The 16,108-nt window shown below is 54.6% G+C and carries 15 protein-coding genes; 3 read left to right on the top strand and 12 right to left on the bottom strand.

Annotated elements, in window-relative coordinates; translation table 11 throughout:
• Nucleotides 1-4: 4 nt before the first annotated feature.
• A complete protein-coding gene (locus tag Fuma_RS31670) occupies nt 5-472 on the bottom strand; it encodes a hypothetical protein (RefSeq protein WP_077027632.1) in 468 nt (155 codons plus the stop codon).
• Nucleotides 473-581: 109 nt separating this feature from the next.
• On the opposite strand from Fuma_RS31670, the gene Fuma_RS31665 reads away from it, so the two are divergent.
• On the top strand, nt 582-1,565 hold the full coding sequence (locus Fuma_RS31665; protein WP_077027631.1) for a phosphoglycerate dehydrogenase: 984 nt from the start codon (nt 582-584) through the stop codon (nt 1,563-1,565).
• 237 nt (nt 1,566-1,802) lie between these two features.
• On the opposite strand, the gene Fuma_RS31660 is transcribed toward Fuma_RS31665, so the two are convergent.
• The 9 genes from Fuma_RS31660 to Fuma_RS31615 all read right to left on the bottom strand — a co-directional run bounded on the left by Fuma_RS31660 (nt 1,803) and on the right by Fuma_RS31615 (nt 9,637).
• Entirely contained in the window at nt 1,803-2,348 is a 546-nt protein-coding gene (locus Fuma_RS31660) for a sulfatase-like hydrolase/transferase (protein ID WP_083732467.1), read from the bottom strand.
• Nucleotides 2,349-2,434: 86 nt separating this feature from the next.
• Nucleotides 2,435-3,313 carry an IS3 family transposase gene (locus tag Fuma_RS31655; RefSeq protein WP_077022414.1) on the bottom strand — a complete coding sequence of 293 codons (879 nt, stop codon included), beginning with the start codon at nt 3,311-3,313 and terminating at the stop codon, nt 2,435-2,437.
• Nucleotides 3,310-3,537, bottom strand: a complete 228-nt coding sequence (locus Fuma_RS31650; protein ID WP_077022415.1) for a transposase — start codon at nt 3,535-3,537, stop codon at nt 3,310-3,312. The genes Fuma_RS31655 and Fuma_RS31650 overlap by 4 nt, the downstream gene beginning before the upstream one ends.
• A gap of 136 nt (nt 3,538-3,673) precedes the next feature.
• Nucleotides 3,674-4,390 carry a sulfatase-like hydrolase/transferase gene (locus Fuma_RS31645; RefSeq protein ID WP_083732676.1) on the bottom strand — a complete coding sequence of 239 codons (717 nt, stop codon included), beginning with the start codon at nt 4,388-4,390 and terminating at the stop codon, nt 3,674-3,676.
• A gap of 1,573 nt (nt 4,391-5,963) precedes the next feature.
• A complete protein-coding gene (locus Fuma_RS31635) occupies nt 5,964-6,827 on the bottom strand; it encodes a LamG domain-containing protein (RefSeq protein ID WP_077027627.1) in 864 nt (287 codons plus the stop codon).
• Between the two features lie 52 nt (nt 6,828-6,879).
• A complete protein-coding gene (locus Fuma_RS31630; protein WP_077027626.1) occupies nt 6,880-7,509 on the bottom strand; it encodes a DUF4145 domain-containing protein in 630 nt (209 codons plus the stop codon).
• Between the two features lie 110 nt (nt 7,510-7,619).
• Nucleotides 7,620-7,691, bottom strand: a complete 72-nt coding sequence (locus Fuma_RS36955; RefSeq protein ID WP_414655196.1) for a hypothetical protein — start codon at nt 7,689-7,691, stop codon at nt 7,620-7,622.
• Between the two features lie 12 nt (nt 7,692-7,703).
• Nucleotides 7,704-8,876 (bottom strand): ISAs1 family transposase, encoded by a 1,173-nt coding sequence (locus Fuma_RS31620; RefSeq protein ID WP_077025523.1) that lies wholly within the window; start codon nt 8,874-8,876, stop codon nt 7,704-7,706.
• A gap of 56 nt (nt 8,877-8,932) precedes the next feature.
• Nucleotides 8,933-9,637, bottom strand: coding sequence for a WD40 repeat domain-containing protein (locus tag Fuma_RS31615; protein ID WP_077027625.1), 705 nt, complete (start codon nt 9,635-9,637; stop codon nt 8,933-8,935).
• A 45-nt stretch (nt 9,638-9,682) separates the two neighbouring features.
• Between Fuma_RS31615 and Fuma_RS31610 the strand changes: the two genes are divergently transcribed.
• Nucleotides 9,683-10,912, top strand: coding sequence for an ISL3 family transposase (locus Fuma_RS31610; protein WP_077023303.1), 1,230 nt, complete (start codon nt 9,683-9,685; stop codon nt 10,910-10,912).
• On the opposite strand, the gene Fuma_RS36950 is transcribed toward Fuma_RS31610, so the two are convergent.
• Complete coding sequence (locus tag Fuma_RS36950) at nt 10,860-11,309, bottom strand: WD40 repeat domain-containing protein (RefSeq protein ID WP_077027624.1); 450 nt, start codon at nt 11,307-11,309, stop codon at nt 10,860-10,862. The two genes, Fuma_RS31610 and Fuma_RS36950, sit on opposite strands and share 53 nt — an antisense overlap.
• Nucleotides 11,310-12,205: 896 nt before the next feature.
• Between Fuma_RS36950 and Fuma_RS31595 the strand changes: the two genes are divergently transcribed.
• The gene (locus Fuma_RS31595; protein ID WP_077027622.1) at nt 12,206-12,880 is read left to right on the top strand and encodes a hypothetical protein; all 675 of its coding nucleotides are present in this window, start codon (nt 12,206-12,208) and stop codon (nt 12,878-12,880) included.
• 423 nt (nt 12,881-13,303) lie between these two features.
• Here Fuma_RS31595 and Fuma_RS34700 read toward each other — a convergent pair whose 3' ends face one another.
• The gene (locus Fuma_RS34700) at nt 13,304-16,024 is read right to left on the bottom strand and encodes a serine/threonine-protein kinase (protein WP_077027621.1); all 2,721 of its coding nucleotides are present in this window, start codon (nt 16,022-16,024) and stop codon (nt 13,304-13,306) included.
• Nucleotides 16,025-16,108 lie beyond the last annotated feature (84 nt).

The following is a 16,108-nucleotide window of genomic DNA, read 5'->3' as shown; positions in this document are numbered from 1 at the left end:
CCGTTTAATATGTGCTCGTAACAATTCGAGCCCGGCTGCTTCTGAGGTTGCTGAGGACTCGGGGCGTGTAGAACGTTTGCGGATTGATGGGATCGTCCGCCTGAAAATTCTTCAGGTCACGCGAATGTTCACTGAAGTCAGATGGCGAGAACGACCATCCTTCAATTTCTGCCCAACCAAACACAACCGTAATCTCAGAATCTTTCTTTTCGCAGGCCAGCCAGCGCGTGAACTCATCAGAAAAATCGAAGGGCAGATAAAAAATCACACCGTCAGAATTTTCGATAATGGTTTCGATCCAGCCGTTAATAAGTCGCTTCAGGCCAACGTCAGCCGGGCAGTTGTGATCTTTGTTGCGAGGATCGATGCCAAGATAGTAAAGATCACCGGACCGCACTTCGTCGCCGAAACGAACTCGAAATTGTTCGCCGTCGGTGATCTGAATTTCGGCACACTGATTGGATGTCGCCATGTCGGAATTTCTGGATTGTATGATTCGTGTTCGCTGTAGCCTGAAGCGAGTTGCGTTAAGCTGTGTGGTGATAGCATAACCACGCAAGCAACTCCAAAGAAACGAACGCATGTTGAAAGTTCTGTGCACAGCTCTTAGCGCTGAAAACGGTCCTCATTTCGAACTTCTGAAGTCCGCCGGTTTTGAATGTAATGTCGTACCGCGCGACGTCAATTTGTGGGTGGAAGAAGACCTCACAAGAGAGCTACAAGGCTATTGTGGCGTGCTGGCCGGTTCAGAACCGCTGACGGCGAACGTGCTGGCGAAGTGCCCGGAACTGCGAGTGATCTCACGCACCGGCGTTGGCTTTGACGCCGTGGATCTGGCTCAGGCAGACAAGCAGGGTATCGTCGTGGCGACGACTCCGGGCGTAAATCATCACGCAGTCGCCGAACACGCCATTTCACTGCTAATGGGACTGGCTCGCGGATTTCCGTCGGGCGACATGGGCGTGCGAAGCTGTCAGTGGGAACGCGAGGCTCGACCACGAGTCATGGGCAGCACGCTGGGCCTGATTGGACTGGGCCGAATCGGTCAAGCCACCGCCACGCGGGGGCTTGGCCTGGGGATGAAGGTCATCGCTCACGACCCGTACGCGCCACAGGAGTTCGTCAAACAACACGGCATCGAACTCGTTTCGCTGGACGAATTGTACGCTCGGTCAGACTACATTTCTTTGCATTCCCCGGTTACTGATGAGACCAAAGGGATGATCAACGCGGCCAGCATCGCGAAGATGAAGGACTCTGCAATCCTGATCAACACGGCACGCGGGCAGTTGGTCAATGAAGCCGACCTGTGCGAAGCACTCGCAAATGGCAAACTACGCGGAGCAGGGCTGGACGTGTATGAAGTGGAACCGCTGCCAGAAACGAGCCCGCTGCTGAAGATGCGAAACGTGCTGCTAAGCGGTCACGTGGCGGGTTTGGACAACGAGTCCCACGAAGACACCTTCGCCATGGCCGCCGATACCGTGATCGCATTACACAAAGGCGACTGGCCTGCGGAACGCATCCAGAATTTGAAGGGCGTTACAGATTGGTCGTGGGGTTGAGTGAAAAAATTCACTTCCCTCGGTGAAGTCACCGTAGGCCGGAAGAAGCGAATCGCTATTCCTGCACGCTTACCCGATTTAGCTTGCGCACCACAAAGCCGAAGCTCAGGCTACTTTTCAGGCACATAGGGGTCTGGGGTTCCGAGTCTGATTGGTGGTTCATCCAACAGGCTCTTTGAGTGTTCATTAACGAGCTTGCTGATCGGTGGCATCACCCAGAAGTTCTTTTCACCCCATTCACCTCCCTTTTCGATAAGGTCGTACTCCTCCCTTTGGATCGGTCAGTAGGTTGTAAAGCCTGGGCATTCCGGGCCGCTCTATGTTCGAACGCATTGTTTCCTGTGTCCTGAAGTGAAGCTTCCAGTTTCGCCACTTGTATGCCTGAAGAATATCGCCGTTGTAGACAGGGAAGCCCTCGCGCGGCGAGCGTTTGGCTTTGCCGCTCAGGAAATCAAATTGATTGAGGCCGTCAATGATTCGATCCGTTGGTATCTTCGCGCCTGCGATGTGTGCCAGGGTGGGATAGAGGTCGGTCACGTGCATGATCTCATTATGCACCGCGCCGGCCTCTATCTTTCCGGGCCAACGGACGAGAAAAGGCGCGCGAAGGGAACCTTCCAGAGCCGTGAAGTACGTGCCTCGCCAAGGACCTGCTGTTCCGTTGTGCGGAAAAATCTCTTCGGGCCCGTTCTCGCTCATCCAGATGACAAGCGTGTTCTCTCTGACGTTGAGATCGTCGATCGCGTCCAGCACTTGTCCCGCTCGATGGTCTAACTCCGCCAGGACGTCAGCCCATCGGCCGTTACCTGTCTTCCCATCAAAATCCGGGTGGGGTGAGGTGGTACAGGTTTCAGGGACAGGTCATTCTCTTATTTTGGGAGATTGATGATCTGTTCGAACTGAGCTGGCGACCTGTAATCGAGGCTGGAGTGTCTGCGTTCGTGAACGTAGTAGCGGACGTATTTTGACATCTCTCTTCTTGCCTCTGCCTTGCTTTGGTAATCGGTCATTTCGAGTTCGTTCTTGATCGTTCCGAAGCAGCTTTCCATGGATGCGTTGTCATAACAGTTGTCAGCACGGCTCATGCTTTGTGTGATTGCTGCCCGACGAAGAATTGATCGGTATTCATTGCCAGCGTACTGGCCGCCTCGATCCGTGTGGTGAATCAATCCAACGTCAGGCTGTCGTTCTTTGATGCTCGAACGCAGTGCTTTGAGGACCAGCTGTTCCGTCATGTTGTTATCCAGATGCCAACCAACGATCCGCCGGGAAAACAGATCCATCAGCATCGCCATGTAGCAAAACGTCCCGTCAGTCAGCGGGATGTAGGTAATGTCTCCAACCCAAATTTGATTGATCGTTGTTGGGGCGTCCGCATCGAGCAACAGGTTCGGCGAATAGCCCAGTCGATGACGGCTGTCTGTCGTTTTTGGAACGAACGACTTCGGCTGAATTGCCTTTAATTTAAGGGCTTTCATGACATTCGAGACCTTCCTGCGATCACAGGGAAGTCCCATTTCCTTGAGGTCTTCGGCAATGCGACGAGCCCCGTAGCGGCGGCGGTGACACTTAAAGATGACTCTTATCAACGGAGCCAGTTGAGCATCCTGTTCTTCAAAGATCGTGGGCTCAGCAGTCTGCCAGGCATAAAACGAAGTTCGGTTCACACCGAGATGACGACAGACTTCGGCCACGTTTCCATGACCTTCCTGAACAATCGCTTCAACGGCCGCATAGACGTCAGCTATTCGTTGCGGCCGAAAATAGCCAACGCTTTTTTTAGTATGTCCCTCTCACGTTCGACACGCCGCAGATCGGCTTCGAGGTCCTTGACCTTAGCCTCCAAAGAGCTTGCCACTGGACCACTTTGTTCCAGCTGCTCCTGTTTCCAGCGATACAAAACGTTGACGTTTGAAATGCCCAACCGGTCCACAACCTGAGGAGCCGTGTACCCATCCAGAAGCAGCTGCACGGCTTCTTCTTTGAACTCATCCGTGTACTGACGGCGAGACGATTTCTTGACTGATTTTTTTTCTTCCGAGACATCCTGAGGTCCTTTCTACGGACTCAGAATAAGAGATTCACGTGTCCCTGAAACCTGTACCACCTCAGCGAAGCGTCGGAAGGTGGACCAATGTAAAGGGCACGTAAGCGAAAAATGGTCTTTCGGCGGCGACACTACGTTTCATGAAGTCCACAGTTTTCCCGGCCAACTCGGCATCGATTCTCCGCCGCGCCTCTCGATCGTAAACTTTGACCTTCTCTGGATCCTGTCCTCGTTTACCTTGCATGATGTAAGGCGGATCCACAGCCTCGGGGTCAAACTGAAATCCGCCTGGATACAGAGATTCATCGGTGGTGTTGGGAATTCCGTACCACTCGTCAAAACCTTGATCGGTCGGAAAACGACCGTTTGTGTCACCCAGGTGCCACTTACCAAACATTGCGGTGGCATATCCTTGTTCGGACAGCAATTCAGCAATAGTCACTTCCCACTGAGTTAATCCGTACAGTTGGCCCCAAACAACCTTGGTGGTACCTGAGCGAACCGGGTGACGCCCCGTCATGAGTGCTGAGCGGCTAGGTGTGCACTGCGTCTCGACATTGAAGTTGAGGAAGCGCATCCCCTCACTTGCGAACTGGTCGAGGCGAGGCGTTTCAGCCCCACGAAGAATTCCACCACCGTAAACACCGATTTCTCCCCAACCGAGATTGTCCATCACCATAACGACGATGTTCGGCTGGTTCTGATGGGCGTGCGCTATTGCGGGAAAGGAAAGAGCAGCAGCGAGCACAGCTACCGTTAGCTGAGACTTTCTATTCATGTTGAACCTCGAGGACTTCTTTTTCACAGACAGCTAAAGACGACGGTCAGGGAATTGTGCCGGACGGCTTTGACTTAAAAATTGCGGTCGCCGGCGGGGTGGCACTGGCGACTGCTGTTGTGTAGAGCACATTGACATTTTGAATCAGATGAATGTGTGCCACTGGCTTTGCCAGTGTTTTCGAGTGGCACGGGTACTGGCAGAGCCAGTGGCACACACGGTCATGCCAACTGGGGACAGTGCCACCCCGCCGTTGTCGATGGTGCCACGGTGAGGATCGACTGTGGAGGATGTGTGGCACAAACACCTAACTTGCCGTTTGGCTGTAGAATTATGAATCTGAGGAATTGTCGAAAGGCAATTCAGTCGTAGGTCGCGCAGCGATTGACCAAAAACCGTATTGGCGAGCCCACGCGGCACCAATGAAAGCAAAGCCGACCAGCGTGTAGAGTGAAACACGAGAGTATAGAACTTTGCCTAATTCCTCTGGGGTAATGCCGTTCGGGTACCGGGCCGGGAGACTACGGAGCACGTCGTGCAGTACCGCCTGCGCGAAAAGGTTGTCGGTTGCGACATTGTCAACGACGATTCGTCTGCATTGCACGAAGAGAACGGCACAAGTGGCAACAATTGCGACGCCAACGAAGCAGAGTGAGGCATTGAAAGCTGAGCGAGCCATGCGGTGGGCCTATGCCTTGGCAAATAACGTTAGCGTTGACCGGGCCGCCGCCAATCAACATTGACTTCACGAGCGACGCGATCGGCGGCTCCGCGTCCAATGCATTGTTCGGCCATTCGCGGTTACCTGTAGTTCCACCACTGATTGTGGATAAACGCAAGCGAGGCGACAAGCTCACGAACCATTGTACCGGGCTTCAATAACACGCTCCATTGCATTTTAGACGGACCAACTAAGACCCAGATGCTTGGTCCCAAGTCCGTATCTCCCCAGAGTCGCAGCGTGAACAGTTGCCGTAGGTCAGGCTGTGCCTGACTCGCAGCAGGGCGTCAGGCACAGCCTGACCTACGGCTACTATTCCGGCTCGCGCTCATCCGTTTGTTCGTCGGCGTTTTGGACCCTCGGATGCAAACGGCTCATGGAATCGATCGTGACACCAATTGCGAATCCACTAACTGTTCCAACAACAATTGACACGATGGTCTCTTGCATCTGGGATTCGATTGTCCCGCCTTTGACTCGAGCGTCAAGCATGATCCCTGCGTAAGTTCCTGCGATTGCGAATGGGACGAACCATCCAACGCGCAGGAAGATCGATAGGAATGCCAAAGCTCCAAGTGCGGCGCCGAATTTCCATGCGCCAAATGGATATGTCACGAGTGCTACGTACGTGGAGAAGAACACGAGAGCGACGAGACATCCAATGTGCAGCGTTGGTTCTTGGTTGCGTGAAAGCATTGCCGCGTAAATAGCTCCGTTTGAATGATCCGTGCAGGTGATGCCGTTAGCGCTCGGCCGACGAACGCTGATGATCAGCCGGTTGCCGCGACTGATTTGCCATGTGGAAAACCGCCGGCGGCAACTCGGCTGCATCTTCTTGTTCGGCCGCATGTATTACGGTCGCAGAGGAATCTTCTCCAGCTCCCCGGCAGTCAAAGCCCGTCCGTAGATGAGGATCTCATCCACCAGACCGTGAAAGCAACGCCCGTGGCCATAATCCGTGAAAGACCACTCCTTCTTCGTGTCCTTCTGCATCAACATAGTTCTCAACTTAACGTCCCGCCCTTCGAGTTCCTTTGGGAGCCGGATACCCTTGGGAAGGTCGATGACCTTGAAGTCCATTGGCAGGCGGATGATACTGACCTGCTTGCCATTCACGGCCGCGATCACCGTCCGCGCGGGAATATCGACAGAGCAGGCAACCACGGTCCACTTGTGGTGCTCCAATGCGACCCCTTTGATTTCGTGCCGGAAGAGGCCATTATTCAGCATCACGACAAGATTGCCATTCTGCGACCGTTGTAGGCCGAACCACCGATAACTGCTTACCCCTCCCGTAAACAGGTTGCTGCGAAATGAACGAAATTCTTCGATCCTGTGAGGTTCGCTCTTGAACCGGAGGGCTACCGTATACCCTGCGATGTCCAGCCCGGAGGTTCTGCAGATGGCGCGGTAGCCTCCCTTTTCTACCGACAATTCGTAATGACCATTGAGATACAGGGCGTCGTCCTTGAACGCCGTGTTCTCGAGTTCAAAGTCGGCGTGGACCCCTTTCGCGTCCTTGGCATCGCCATTGAAACGGTAGTGCGCCAATGGTTCGGGTGCCGGCTCCTGCTCACCTCGGCAGACGCCTATAAGGCTGCACACGGCGAATAGTGCAATTACTGGCAGATAGCTTGTAGAGACCTTGGACATTGAAAGTGCCATTCCGGAGTGACGGGCGAACGAATTGCGTAACCGGGCGGCGACGTTACGCATTGAATTCAGATTCCGCCGAATTCGCCGCTCCGGTTGACGCATTTGTTATCGCCTAAGCTTTGTCTCGGCGTTCGATAGCGTCAACGGCATTCTTGGGGAGCGTCGAGTACAGCCCAGAAACTCGCTTTGGCATGGCAATCATGTATTCCACAATTACGTTAGTCAGTTCGAATAGCGATCCAACAACCTCTGGGTCATCGGTGTCAATTTGCCCAGGATGTACGGCTTCGTTACCGGTTACGCGAACAATATCTAGAGACTGCTGGACAACCTCAGGCAATCCCTTTCCGACCAGCGACGCGATGTCCGCGTTAATATTCTTCCCTGACTCGCCCAGCTCGGTGCAAAGCACCTGAATCGACAGCCGAAGAAGCGCGGCTGCGGCACGCGGCGAGCGTGTAAAGAGTGCGGCAGCTTCTTCATAAAGTTTGCGGACAGACGGTGGCATTTCAGTATTTGGGCGTGGGGCCGCTCCGCTGAAGGGGAGAAGCATCTCGTCTTCATGCCAAATGGTGTGGCCGCTGCAATGCGTGCATTTTCCAACACGTACAGGATGATCGTCGCGACTTTGGCTGACTATGCCCCCGCTCATTGCTTTCATCCACCATTCCTGTTGTGCGATTGCTCCACACAAGGGACAGGTAAAGGAGGCGGCAAACGGTGAAGGAGGTATGAAGGTCATGTTGTATTGCGATAACGACAGCCGTAACGGGGCGGCCGCGATAGACTTCGATTTCAGAAAACGCGTAGTCGGCCGCTCCCGTTCACGGCATGGTTAGGGCACTTTCAAAGTCAGCGTGTGATGTTCCACAGGCGAATTGTTTTGTCGTCGCTGCCAGAAGCCAGCATCTCTCCATCAGGCAGGGCCAGCGCATACTAAGTTGTTTTGCCGGTAAGGATTTGCATCAAATAGTCAATGTTCCATCCGGCCATTCTTCTTTTCATGACGTTGCTTTGTTTGCCAGGATGTTTCTTGATGAGGCTGAGTGTGATTCGTCTGAGCCATGACAAATTGTTCGCGAAGATTCGGTTTCGGACTCGACTCTCATCCTCGCGGTAGGTCATGTCGAGACTCCAGTGCAGCGTGTTTTCTATGGCCCAGTGACCACGAACCGTTGTTGCGAACAGCTCGCCTTTGCGACGCAGACTGCTGATGTAGTAGCGAACGTCAGAATGATGAATGCCGTCCTGCTCGTACATTCGGATCGCCGTTCCGATGGTCTTGAGTCCGGCCCATTTGTGGCCCACGTCAAAATCGACAGGCACGGTCGCCTGATAGTAGATTCTCTGTTCCTGCCGACCGTGTCCCTTCTCTGTTTCTTCATAGCGACTGACGGGACAGCGAGCGAAGTCATCCTCCAGGTGATCGAGAAAAAACTTCTGCACGACCTCATAGAGTTTCGGTTGGTTGCCTTTCAGGGCTAACACATAGTCTGCATTGCCAGACACGATCTGCTGCGCAATGTTTTTTTGACAACCCGCTGCGTCAATCGTAATGATCGCCTCATCGATATTGATTTCGTTCAGTAATTTCGGGATCGCGGTGATCTCGTTCGACTTCTCTTCCGTCGCCACCTGTCCCAGAGAAATCCCCTGATCAGAAGCCCACGCACTCACGATGAACAACGCACCCAGCCCATTCTTTTTGTCATGTGATCGACGGAGTGCTTTGCCATCAATCGCAATCTGTTTTCTGTAGCCTTCTTTCTGTTCGTCGGAAAGTCCTTCCAGCGATTCAATCCATTGCACGAAGCACGCTTGAAAGTCGTTCGGCTTCAGGAGAGAAAGGACGCGCCGGTACGTATCTTTTTTCGGAATGCCATGCGGAAGTGCCAGGTGTTTCTGCAGGCCATCGGCATTCAGTCGCGCCCATTCCGCAATCGCACTGGGGCCGTCGGCGTTGGCCAGCACTCCGCAAATGGCGATCACAATCACATCACCAAGCAGATGCAGACGATTGATGTTGGAACGCGGGTCTTTCAATTGATCAAAGTAATGAACAATGTTTCCTGTCAGCTCCTGGGTGACCGCCAGTTCAACTGTCGACATCTCTTGTCCTCTCCTCGTGAAGTCCGATGTTACGACACGAAAAGACTAACCAATACTCACTTGTCGCGCCAGCCTAAATTGCCCAAAGTGCGCGCTGGCCCTGCTCCATCAGGCGACACTGAAAGGCACCGAACATAGTCCGCGTGTCCTTTCAACAGGTTCAGTAGTTTGGCATTTTTGATGTCCCACGTCACGATTGAGCGATCCCATTTTGCCACAAACAACGCCTTCCCATCACGGGAGAATGCAGTTTCATCAATAGAGGCACTCATATCCAGGAGTTCGCCTCGGTTCTTCAATGTTCTAGCATCCCAAACGCTGACAGACGTGGAGCTAATCTGCGATGGAGCCCCAACGGTAATGAACACGTCATTATTCGGCGAGACATGCAACCCACCCGTTGCAATTCCAAATTGATGACTTGCCACGCTCGACGCAAGACGCCGTTGCTGGGCAACATCCCAGAGGATGATTCGATCGTCGAAACCGGCGCTTAACAGAAGATTGCTGGACGTGAACGCGACTGCTGTCACATCGTCTGTGTGACCTTCGAACGTGTGAATTAACGCGCCGGTTTTCGTGGACCAGATCCGGACATTGTGATCAGACGAGGCGGACGCAATGTACTTGTTGTCTGTTGAAAAATCGACGTGCCACACATACGCATTCGGACCTTGGAGGTGATGCACGAGTCGACCGCTCTTCGAATCCCAGAGATAGACCTGCCCCAAGCGGTCACCAGTACCGATAAATTGGTCCATCCGGGTTCTTTGTGGGTGAGGCGTTAATTCGTTAGTTTTCGTGGGATGCAGGGAACAGACTTTTACGAACAGATTTTGGGACTGACGGGGCCGTGGTTTGTGGCGGACGTTCAGCTGGATATGGAAGCTCAACAGGTCGACGTTTTCGTCGAACATGGCGAGGGCGAAACTTTTTGCTGTCCGGATTGCGACAGGCAGCTGCCGTGCTATGACCACACGAAGTCTCGCCAATGGCGGCATCTGGACACGATGCAATTTGCGACCATCCTTCATGCCCGCACGCCTCGCGTGAAGTGCCCGGATCATGGCGTCAAACAGATCAGGCTTCCCTGGGCGGAAAAGAACAGCCGCTTCTCATTGTTCTTTGAACGCTTCGCCATCGACGTTCTTCTGGCCACACAAACCGTGAAAGGGGCGTGCAGCATTCTGGGGATCTCATGGGATGAATCGTGGCACATTCTGCAGAAGGCGGTGGCTCGCGGGAAGGATCGCAAACAATCGAAGAACCTCCCTCGAATCGGCATCGACGAGAAAGCCTTTCGAAAACGACACAACTACGTCACGCTGATCTATGACTTGGACAAGAGCACTGTCGAAGCGATTTCCGATGGTCATGACACGGCAGCCGCTGATGCCTGTTTCGATCAGCTTTCCGACAGTGAAAAGCAGTCTGTGGAGGCGGTTGCGATGGACATGAGTGCCGCATACGTCAAGAGCACCAAAGGCAACATTGCATTGGCCGAACAGAAGATTGTGCACGACCGCTTTCACATCATGAAGCTGGCAACCGAAGCCGTCGACAAGGTCCGTCGGTCGGAGCAGAAGAAGCTTCGCGCCGAAGGCGATGATCGATTGACGGGAACTCGGTATCTGTGGCTTTCAGGCCAGGAGAATCTCAGCGAAAAACAGCAGGAACGCTTTGATGCCGCATGGAAGGCAGAGTTACTCACGGGCAAAGCGTGGGCCTACAAGGAGATGCTGCGAGACCTCTGGGTTCATGACACTCCGGCAGAGGCCACGACGTTCTTCAATGACTGGTACAAGCGAGTCATCCACACAAAGCTGGAGCCAATGAAGAAAGTCGCTCGCACGATCAAAGAACGCTTAGCCAATGTGGTGAGCTACTGCACTCACGGAATCACAAACGCCGTCGCCGAAGGAATGAACAGCAAAATCATGGCCATCAAACGAAGAGTCGGCGGATACCGAAACCGCGACAACTTCAAAACCGCCATCCTCTTCTACTGCGGAGGACTCGACCTCTACCCACAATAATCCCGGATGGACCGATAAAGTTCCCGTCAGGCGAGTATCGTACCGTTTGGATCTCCTGGACACGAATCTCATTCCGTAGCTTTCCGGTGCTGATCTCCCACTGCTTGACAGAATTTTGACGATCAGTAGCGAGGACATAGTTGCCATTGCTATCAAAATGTACATCGAACACCCACTGCTCAAATGGCCTGACTTTCCATCGAACCGTGAGAGTGGCCATATTCCAGTTACAAATCTCAGGCTCTTCCCCTTCCGACGTCGAACTCGCAGAAACCAGCGAAGATTTATCAGGCGAAAACTGAACGTGCCAGACGGAATGAGAATGTCCATCGAGAATCTGAGGCTGAGCAGATGCCTGTATAATGACAAGTAACGATGCCACGAGTTGAAGTATCATTCTGCTGCCCTAACATTACATTTAACCCGCTGTCTAGCGGAGTAATCCCAGTACCAGCGGTATTACTCCGCTAAACAACCGATTTTTGTGCGGGATTGCGGCGGAATAATAATGTGTTACTCCGCTAAACAGCGAAATTTTAACGATCCAGGAATAGCACGCAAGGGAGGGGCTCCGCTCCGCCCTGGTTATTGACAGCAGCGGTAGCGGTGGCCAGTTTCAGTTGCGGACGAATCTTCGCCCTTCCGCTGGGGGATGTTGGGCATCTTTGATTTCATCACTGATCAGTTTGGCCTGGCTTGGCACACGTAATCTCCGACAGGCCACGATGATTCGGACGGTGCGAGCCTGCCGACCAACGCGACCATCAGCGTGGCACACTGCAATGCAAAATGCGGCCATTGTCCGGACGGGCCACGGATGCTCCTGATCGACTCCCGTCTGCCAGTGGAGCTGTTCGCCGCGCGGATGGATATCTCCAGTCCGAACCGGATGCCTTCCGATCCTGACGGGCACCATTCAACAAAGGATTGAGCCAACTCAGTTCCGGATCGGACGGACTCTCATCACGATGGGAATGAACCAACAATGGATGGGCGCCATTCAACTCGATACGGGAACGAATCAACACGTGACGGGAACAGCGCAACTCGGAATCGAAGCGACTCAACATGGGTTCGGGAAAATCCCTATTCCGAACGGGAGGGGTCTTGCCCAGTGCAGAACGGGGCAGAACCATCACAGACCGCACAGATTGGTAGTCGGCCCGTGAGCGTCAACATTCTCGTTTCGAATTCGAGGAATCCGACTGTGCAGCCAGGGTTTCGAACCAGGGTGAGAACGTGGACTGACTGCCAGTCCGATTGTTTCTTCTCCTCGTTACAAGGACAAAACCTGTGACCACCAAGACTGCCTCAATCCCTTCCTCCGAAGGAAAGTTTGCCGCCTACGCACGCAACTTCGTAGGACAACTAACCGGCCATCCAGCTCGCTATGGTGTGAACGAATCTCGCGTTCAATTGCTGGACGAACTCCTCAGCCAGTACGACAACGATTCTGCCAAAGCGGTCGCTGCCAAAGATGCGGCTCGCGCGGCAACCGTGCAGAAAGAAGAATCCCGGAAGGCTCTGGCCGATGCCATGCGCAGTGCCACTCGCGTGATTCAGGCCAACGATGAAGTCACCAACGCCGCTCGGGAAGACGCCGGTATCCCCGTCCACAAGACGAGCCGCACTCCGGTGCCCGTGCCAAAGTCGTTTCCAGTGGCGTCCGTGATTGCCACTGATCGACTGGAACACACGGTTTCGTTTTCTGATTCCAGCACGCCCACTCGACGAGGCAAACCGGCTGGCGTTCAGGGCTGCGAAGTGTATGTTGCCGTCGCAGACACGCCGCCCACAGACACCAAAGCATACCGGTTTATCGCCATGTCAACTCGATCGCCCCAGAAGGTCACCTTCGAAGCCGACGGCGGCGGCAAGACGGCCAACTACATGCTGCGTTGGGTGAACACCAAAGGCGAAAAAGGCCCATGGGGCACCGTCCTTAACGCCACAATCCCCGCCGTCTAGCCGAGACGCCTCGGCGGGCGGTTGGCGTGGTGGGCGGATGACGTTGTGGTGGCTATAGCGCCGGCGGTCGGTACGCACCGACAGGCGATTGGCGTGGTGGGCGCGTGACGTTGTGGTGGCTATAGCGCCGGCGTTAAGCCAAATACGACCGGAGCCCACTGGGTGGCCCGACCGACTTGTTCGGTCGGGTCGCGTAGTTGCCGTAGGTCAGGCTGTGCCTGACTCGCAGCAGGGCGTCAGGCACAGCCTGACCTACGGCTACTGTTGGCTTGCCGATTCGCTGGCCGCCGGGATTGGAACATGATGACCAGTTCGCAACCGATCTGTAGTCGACGCTCACGATGATCCATCTTGTGCCTGCGGCACCCAACCGCCATGAACGGCGGTCGGGCCACCCTGCGGCGCGTCGCTCCATGCCCCAGCCTACTCCGCCGCATCCGTGCGTTCGTACGTACGATTCAGGATGCCAAACGCAGTCCGCACTCGGGCGTCGCTGAGCAAGATCAACGCAGCCAGGCCGGTGGGGAAGGTGATCAGATTTACTGGCAGTGCTACCAGTGACAGAGTCGCCGCCACGGCCCCCAGCCACCTGCCGACAATGAAAAGCATGGGCCGGGCCAGAAGTGCGAATGCGCAAATCGTAACGCAGACGATTTTGACCGCCAGGATAACCCAGACGGCGGTGTAAGGCGGCAGGTGAAATCCGAGGCGTGCGAAAACTTCGGGTTGTGAAATCTTGAGGTCGTCGGCGGCTGCAATGAGTAATATCGTGAGCATGCCCCCGATCAGACTCGTTATGATCATCGCCGTGCTGCAACGCAACCAACGCTTTGCGGCCGCTGAGGAATCGATGGCTGTGGCAGCGTCGGACGTGCAGGCAGGCCACCACAGATGAATGTACAGAATCCGCGCCACACGAATCATCCCAATCAGCCACACGGCGAAGGCTGCGAATATTCCGATCGCGATGAGCTCATGATTCGGCTGCACTTTAAAGTACGTCAGATCGCTGTTCTCCGATTGAGTCGCAAACAGCTCTGGATCCAACAGCCGACCGACAGGAATTAGGCGTCCTGCCATAACCTGACGATCTTCCAGTAGATTCGTCAATTGCCGCTCCACCGGTGGATACCATCGTTCGTGTTTTGCGCCGATGTACGCCGTTAAGCCTCTTGAGGCATACATGACAGTGACTACTGCCCACAGGTTGTCAATTTGTTTTTGCGATTCCAGCGATTCGACATCCTCAGCAAAGACAGACATCCATTGGCGAATGGCCTCTTTGCTTAGTGGCATGGTCTCGTCGCGTCCTGACATTCGGTCGCGCAGCGTAACCGAATCATCCGGCAAATTGATCTCCAGGGTTGCGCGTCGTAGAGGTGAACTATTGATGCCGGTTAGCGTGAGCGTTTGACGTTCCGGTCGAATCGTTGAGCGATTAATTCCCCGTGTTGGACCGTGTCCGGACGACCGAATCGACAGGCTGTCGTAGGTGCCGGACAGCGGCTTGACATCCTGCCCAGTGTCGTCGTTGGCCACGTAGTACGACCAAATGTTCTCGTGAAACCACAGCCCGTATGCCGCTGAGAAAACAATTCCGCAGACAAGGCACCAACCGCAAACGCCCAGCAACGTCAGTCGAATGATGCGAGGTGTGATGGCTTTCCGAGCACTTCGAAGCGCTTTCACCAGATGGTCGACGATATCGGGCGCGGGTGGACCGGCAGCTTCTTCGGCGGGCTTGGCGCAGTACGCTGCGATGAGTCCGAGGGCCGTCAACAAAATGCGAATTACGCCAACAACCGCGCCGCACCCCGACAATGGCAGTAGGCTAAGCACGGCTGCTCGTCGCAGAAACTTCGATGGTAACTTGCGTCGAAGCTGGCGGCCGAACCAGAACGCCAGAGTCCCGAAGATAGCGCCGGAGACTGCGAAGAACAGTAATTCGTCGCGCCACGGGCTGCCCAAGAGTGAAAGCAGCGAACCAACGAACTCGACCAACCCGGTTGTCATTAACGCCTTGCCGATTCCAGCGTGGCGAGCTCCAATCCAATCGACAGCCGACCGTAGCCGACCTTCCCAGCCGCTGGTTTTTTCACGAAGTGAGCGGGCCGAAGAGCCGACCGCCGTCGCAGCAGTTGCAGCTGCCCGGAAAGCCCACTGTTTGACCTGTTCTGTTCGGTGGAAACCGGCGGGAGATGGCGACGACGCATTCTCTACGGCAGTCGCCACGTCGGTGACCCGCTGGTAGCGCCGATTCGGCTCCTTGTCTAACGAACGCAGCACGACTTCATCCAGTCGCACGTCAACACGTACTTTTTCTGACGGCAGCGGAAACCGACCGAGCGGCAACTCACCCGTGAGCAGTTCGTAAATCACGACACCCAACGAATAGATGTCGGCTCGATGATCGACGGTATTTGGCTTTTCGAACTGCTCAGGGGCCATGTAGTGCGGCGTGCCCATCACCTGCCATGTGCCGGTCAGCGGAGCGTCGTCTGTCTTGCCCGCAAGTTTGGCCAGACCGAAGTCAGCGATTCGCAGGTCGCCGTCCATGGAAATCAAGATATTCTCTGGCTTGATGTCGCGATGGACGACTCCGTTGTCGTGAGCGTACTGCAATGCCGCGCAAACCTGAGGCACGATGGTTAGTGCTTGCCGAGGATCCAACTGACCGACTCGTTCCAGGTGTCGCAGATTGGTGCCGTCCACGTATTCCATGATGAAATAGAACAGAGCATCTTTGCGACCGAAGTCATAGACCGTGACGATGTTTGGATGATTCAGCTTCGCCAGTGCGCGGGCTTCTCGTTGAAAGCGTTCGGCAAATTTGGCGTCATTACTGATATTCGGGCGAAGGATCTTGAGCGCCACAATGCGGTCGAGTTCGATCTGCCGCGCCTTATAAACGACTCCCATGCCACCGTGGCCAATTTGCTCAAGAATCTCCAGTTGGGGAAACTCTGGCTCCAGTTCTTCGGCAGTCGGAGCGATAAATGTGGGCTGATAAGACGGCGAACTGTCCGGCTCATCGGGAGCGGTTTCGAAACCCATCTGCAGCAGGCACTTGGGGCACAGAGCGGCCGCACTGTCAGCCGGAAGTTCTGAGTTGCATTGTGGGCAGATTTTTGAGGATTCTGTCATGGCGCTGTCCGCAGGAAAGATTGATGCTATCGTGTCCTAAGCGGTTGCCGCATGGAGGTGACAAAATTTTTGGAAGTTTGACTT

The organism is Fuerstiella marisgermanici (assembly GCF_001983935.1).
GTDB lineage: Bacteria > Planctomycetota > Planctomycetia > Planctomycetales > Planctomycetaceae > Fuerstiella > Fuerstiella marisgermanici.
The sequence above is the reverse complement of the archived record's forward strand: the minus strand, read 5'-3'. Positions and strand labels throughout refer to the sequence as shown.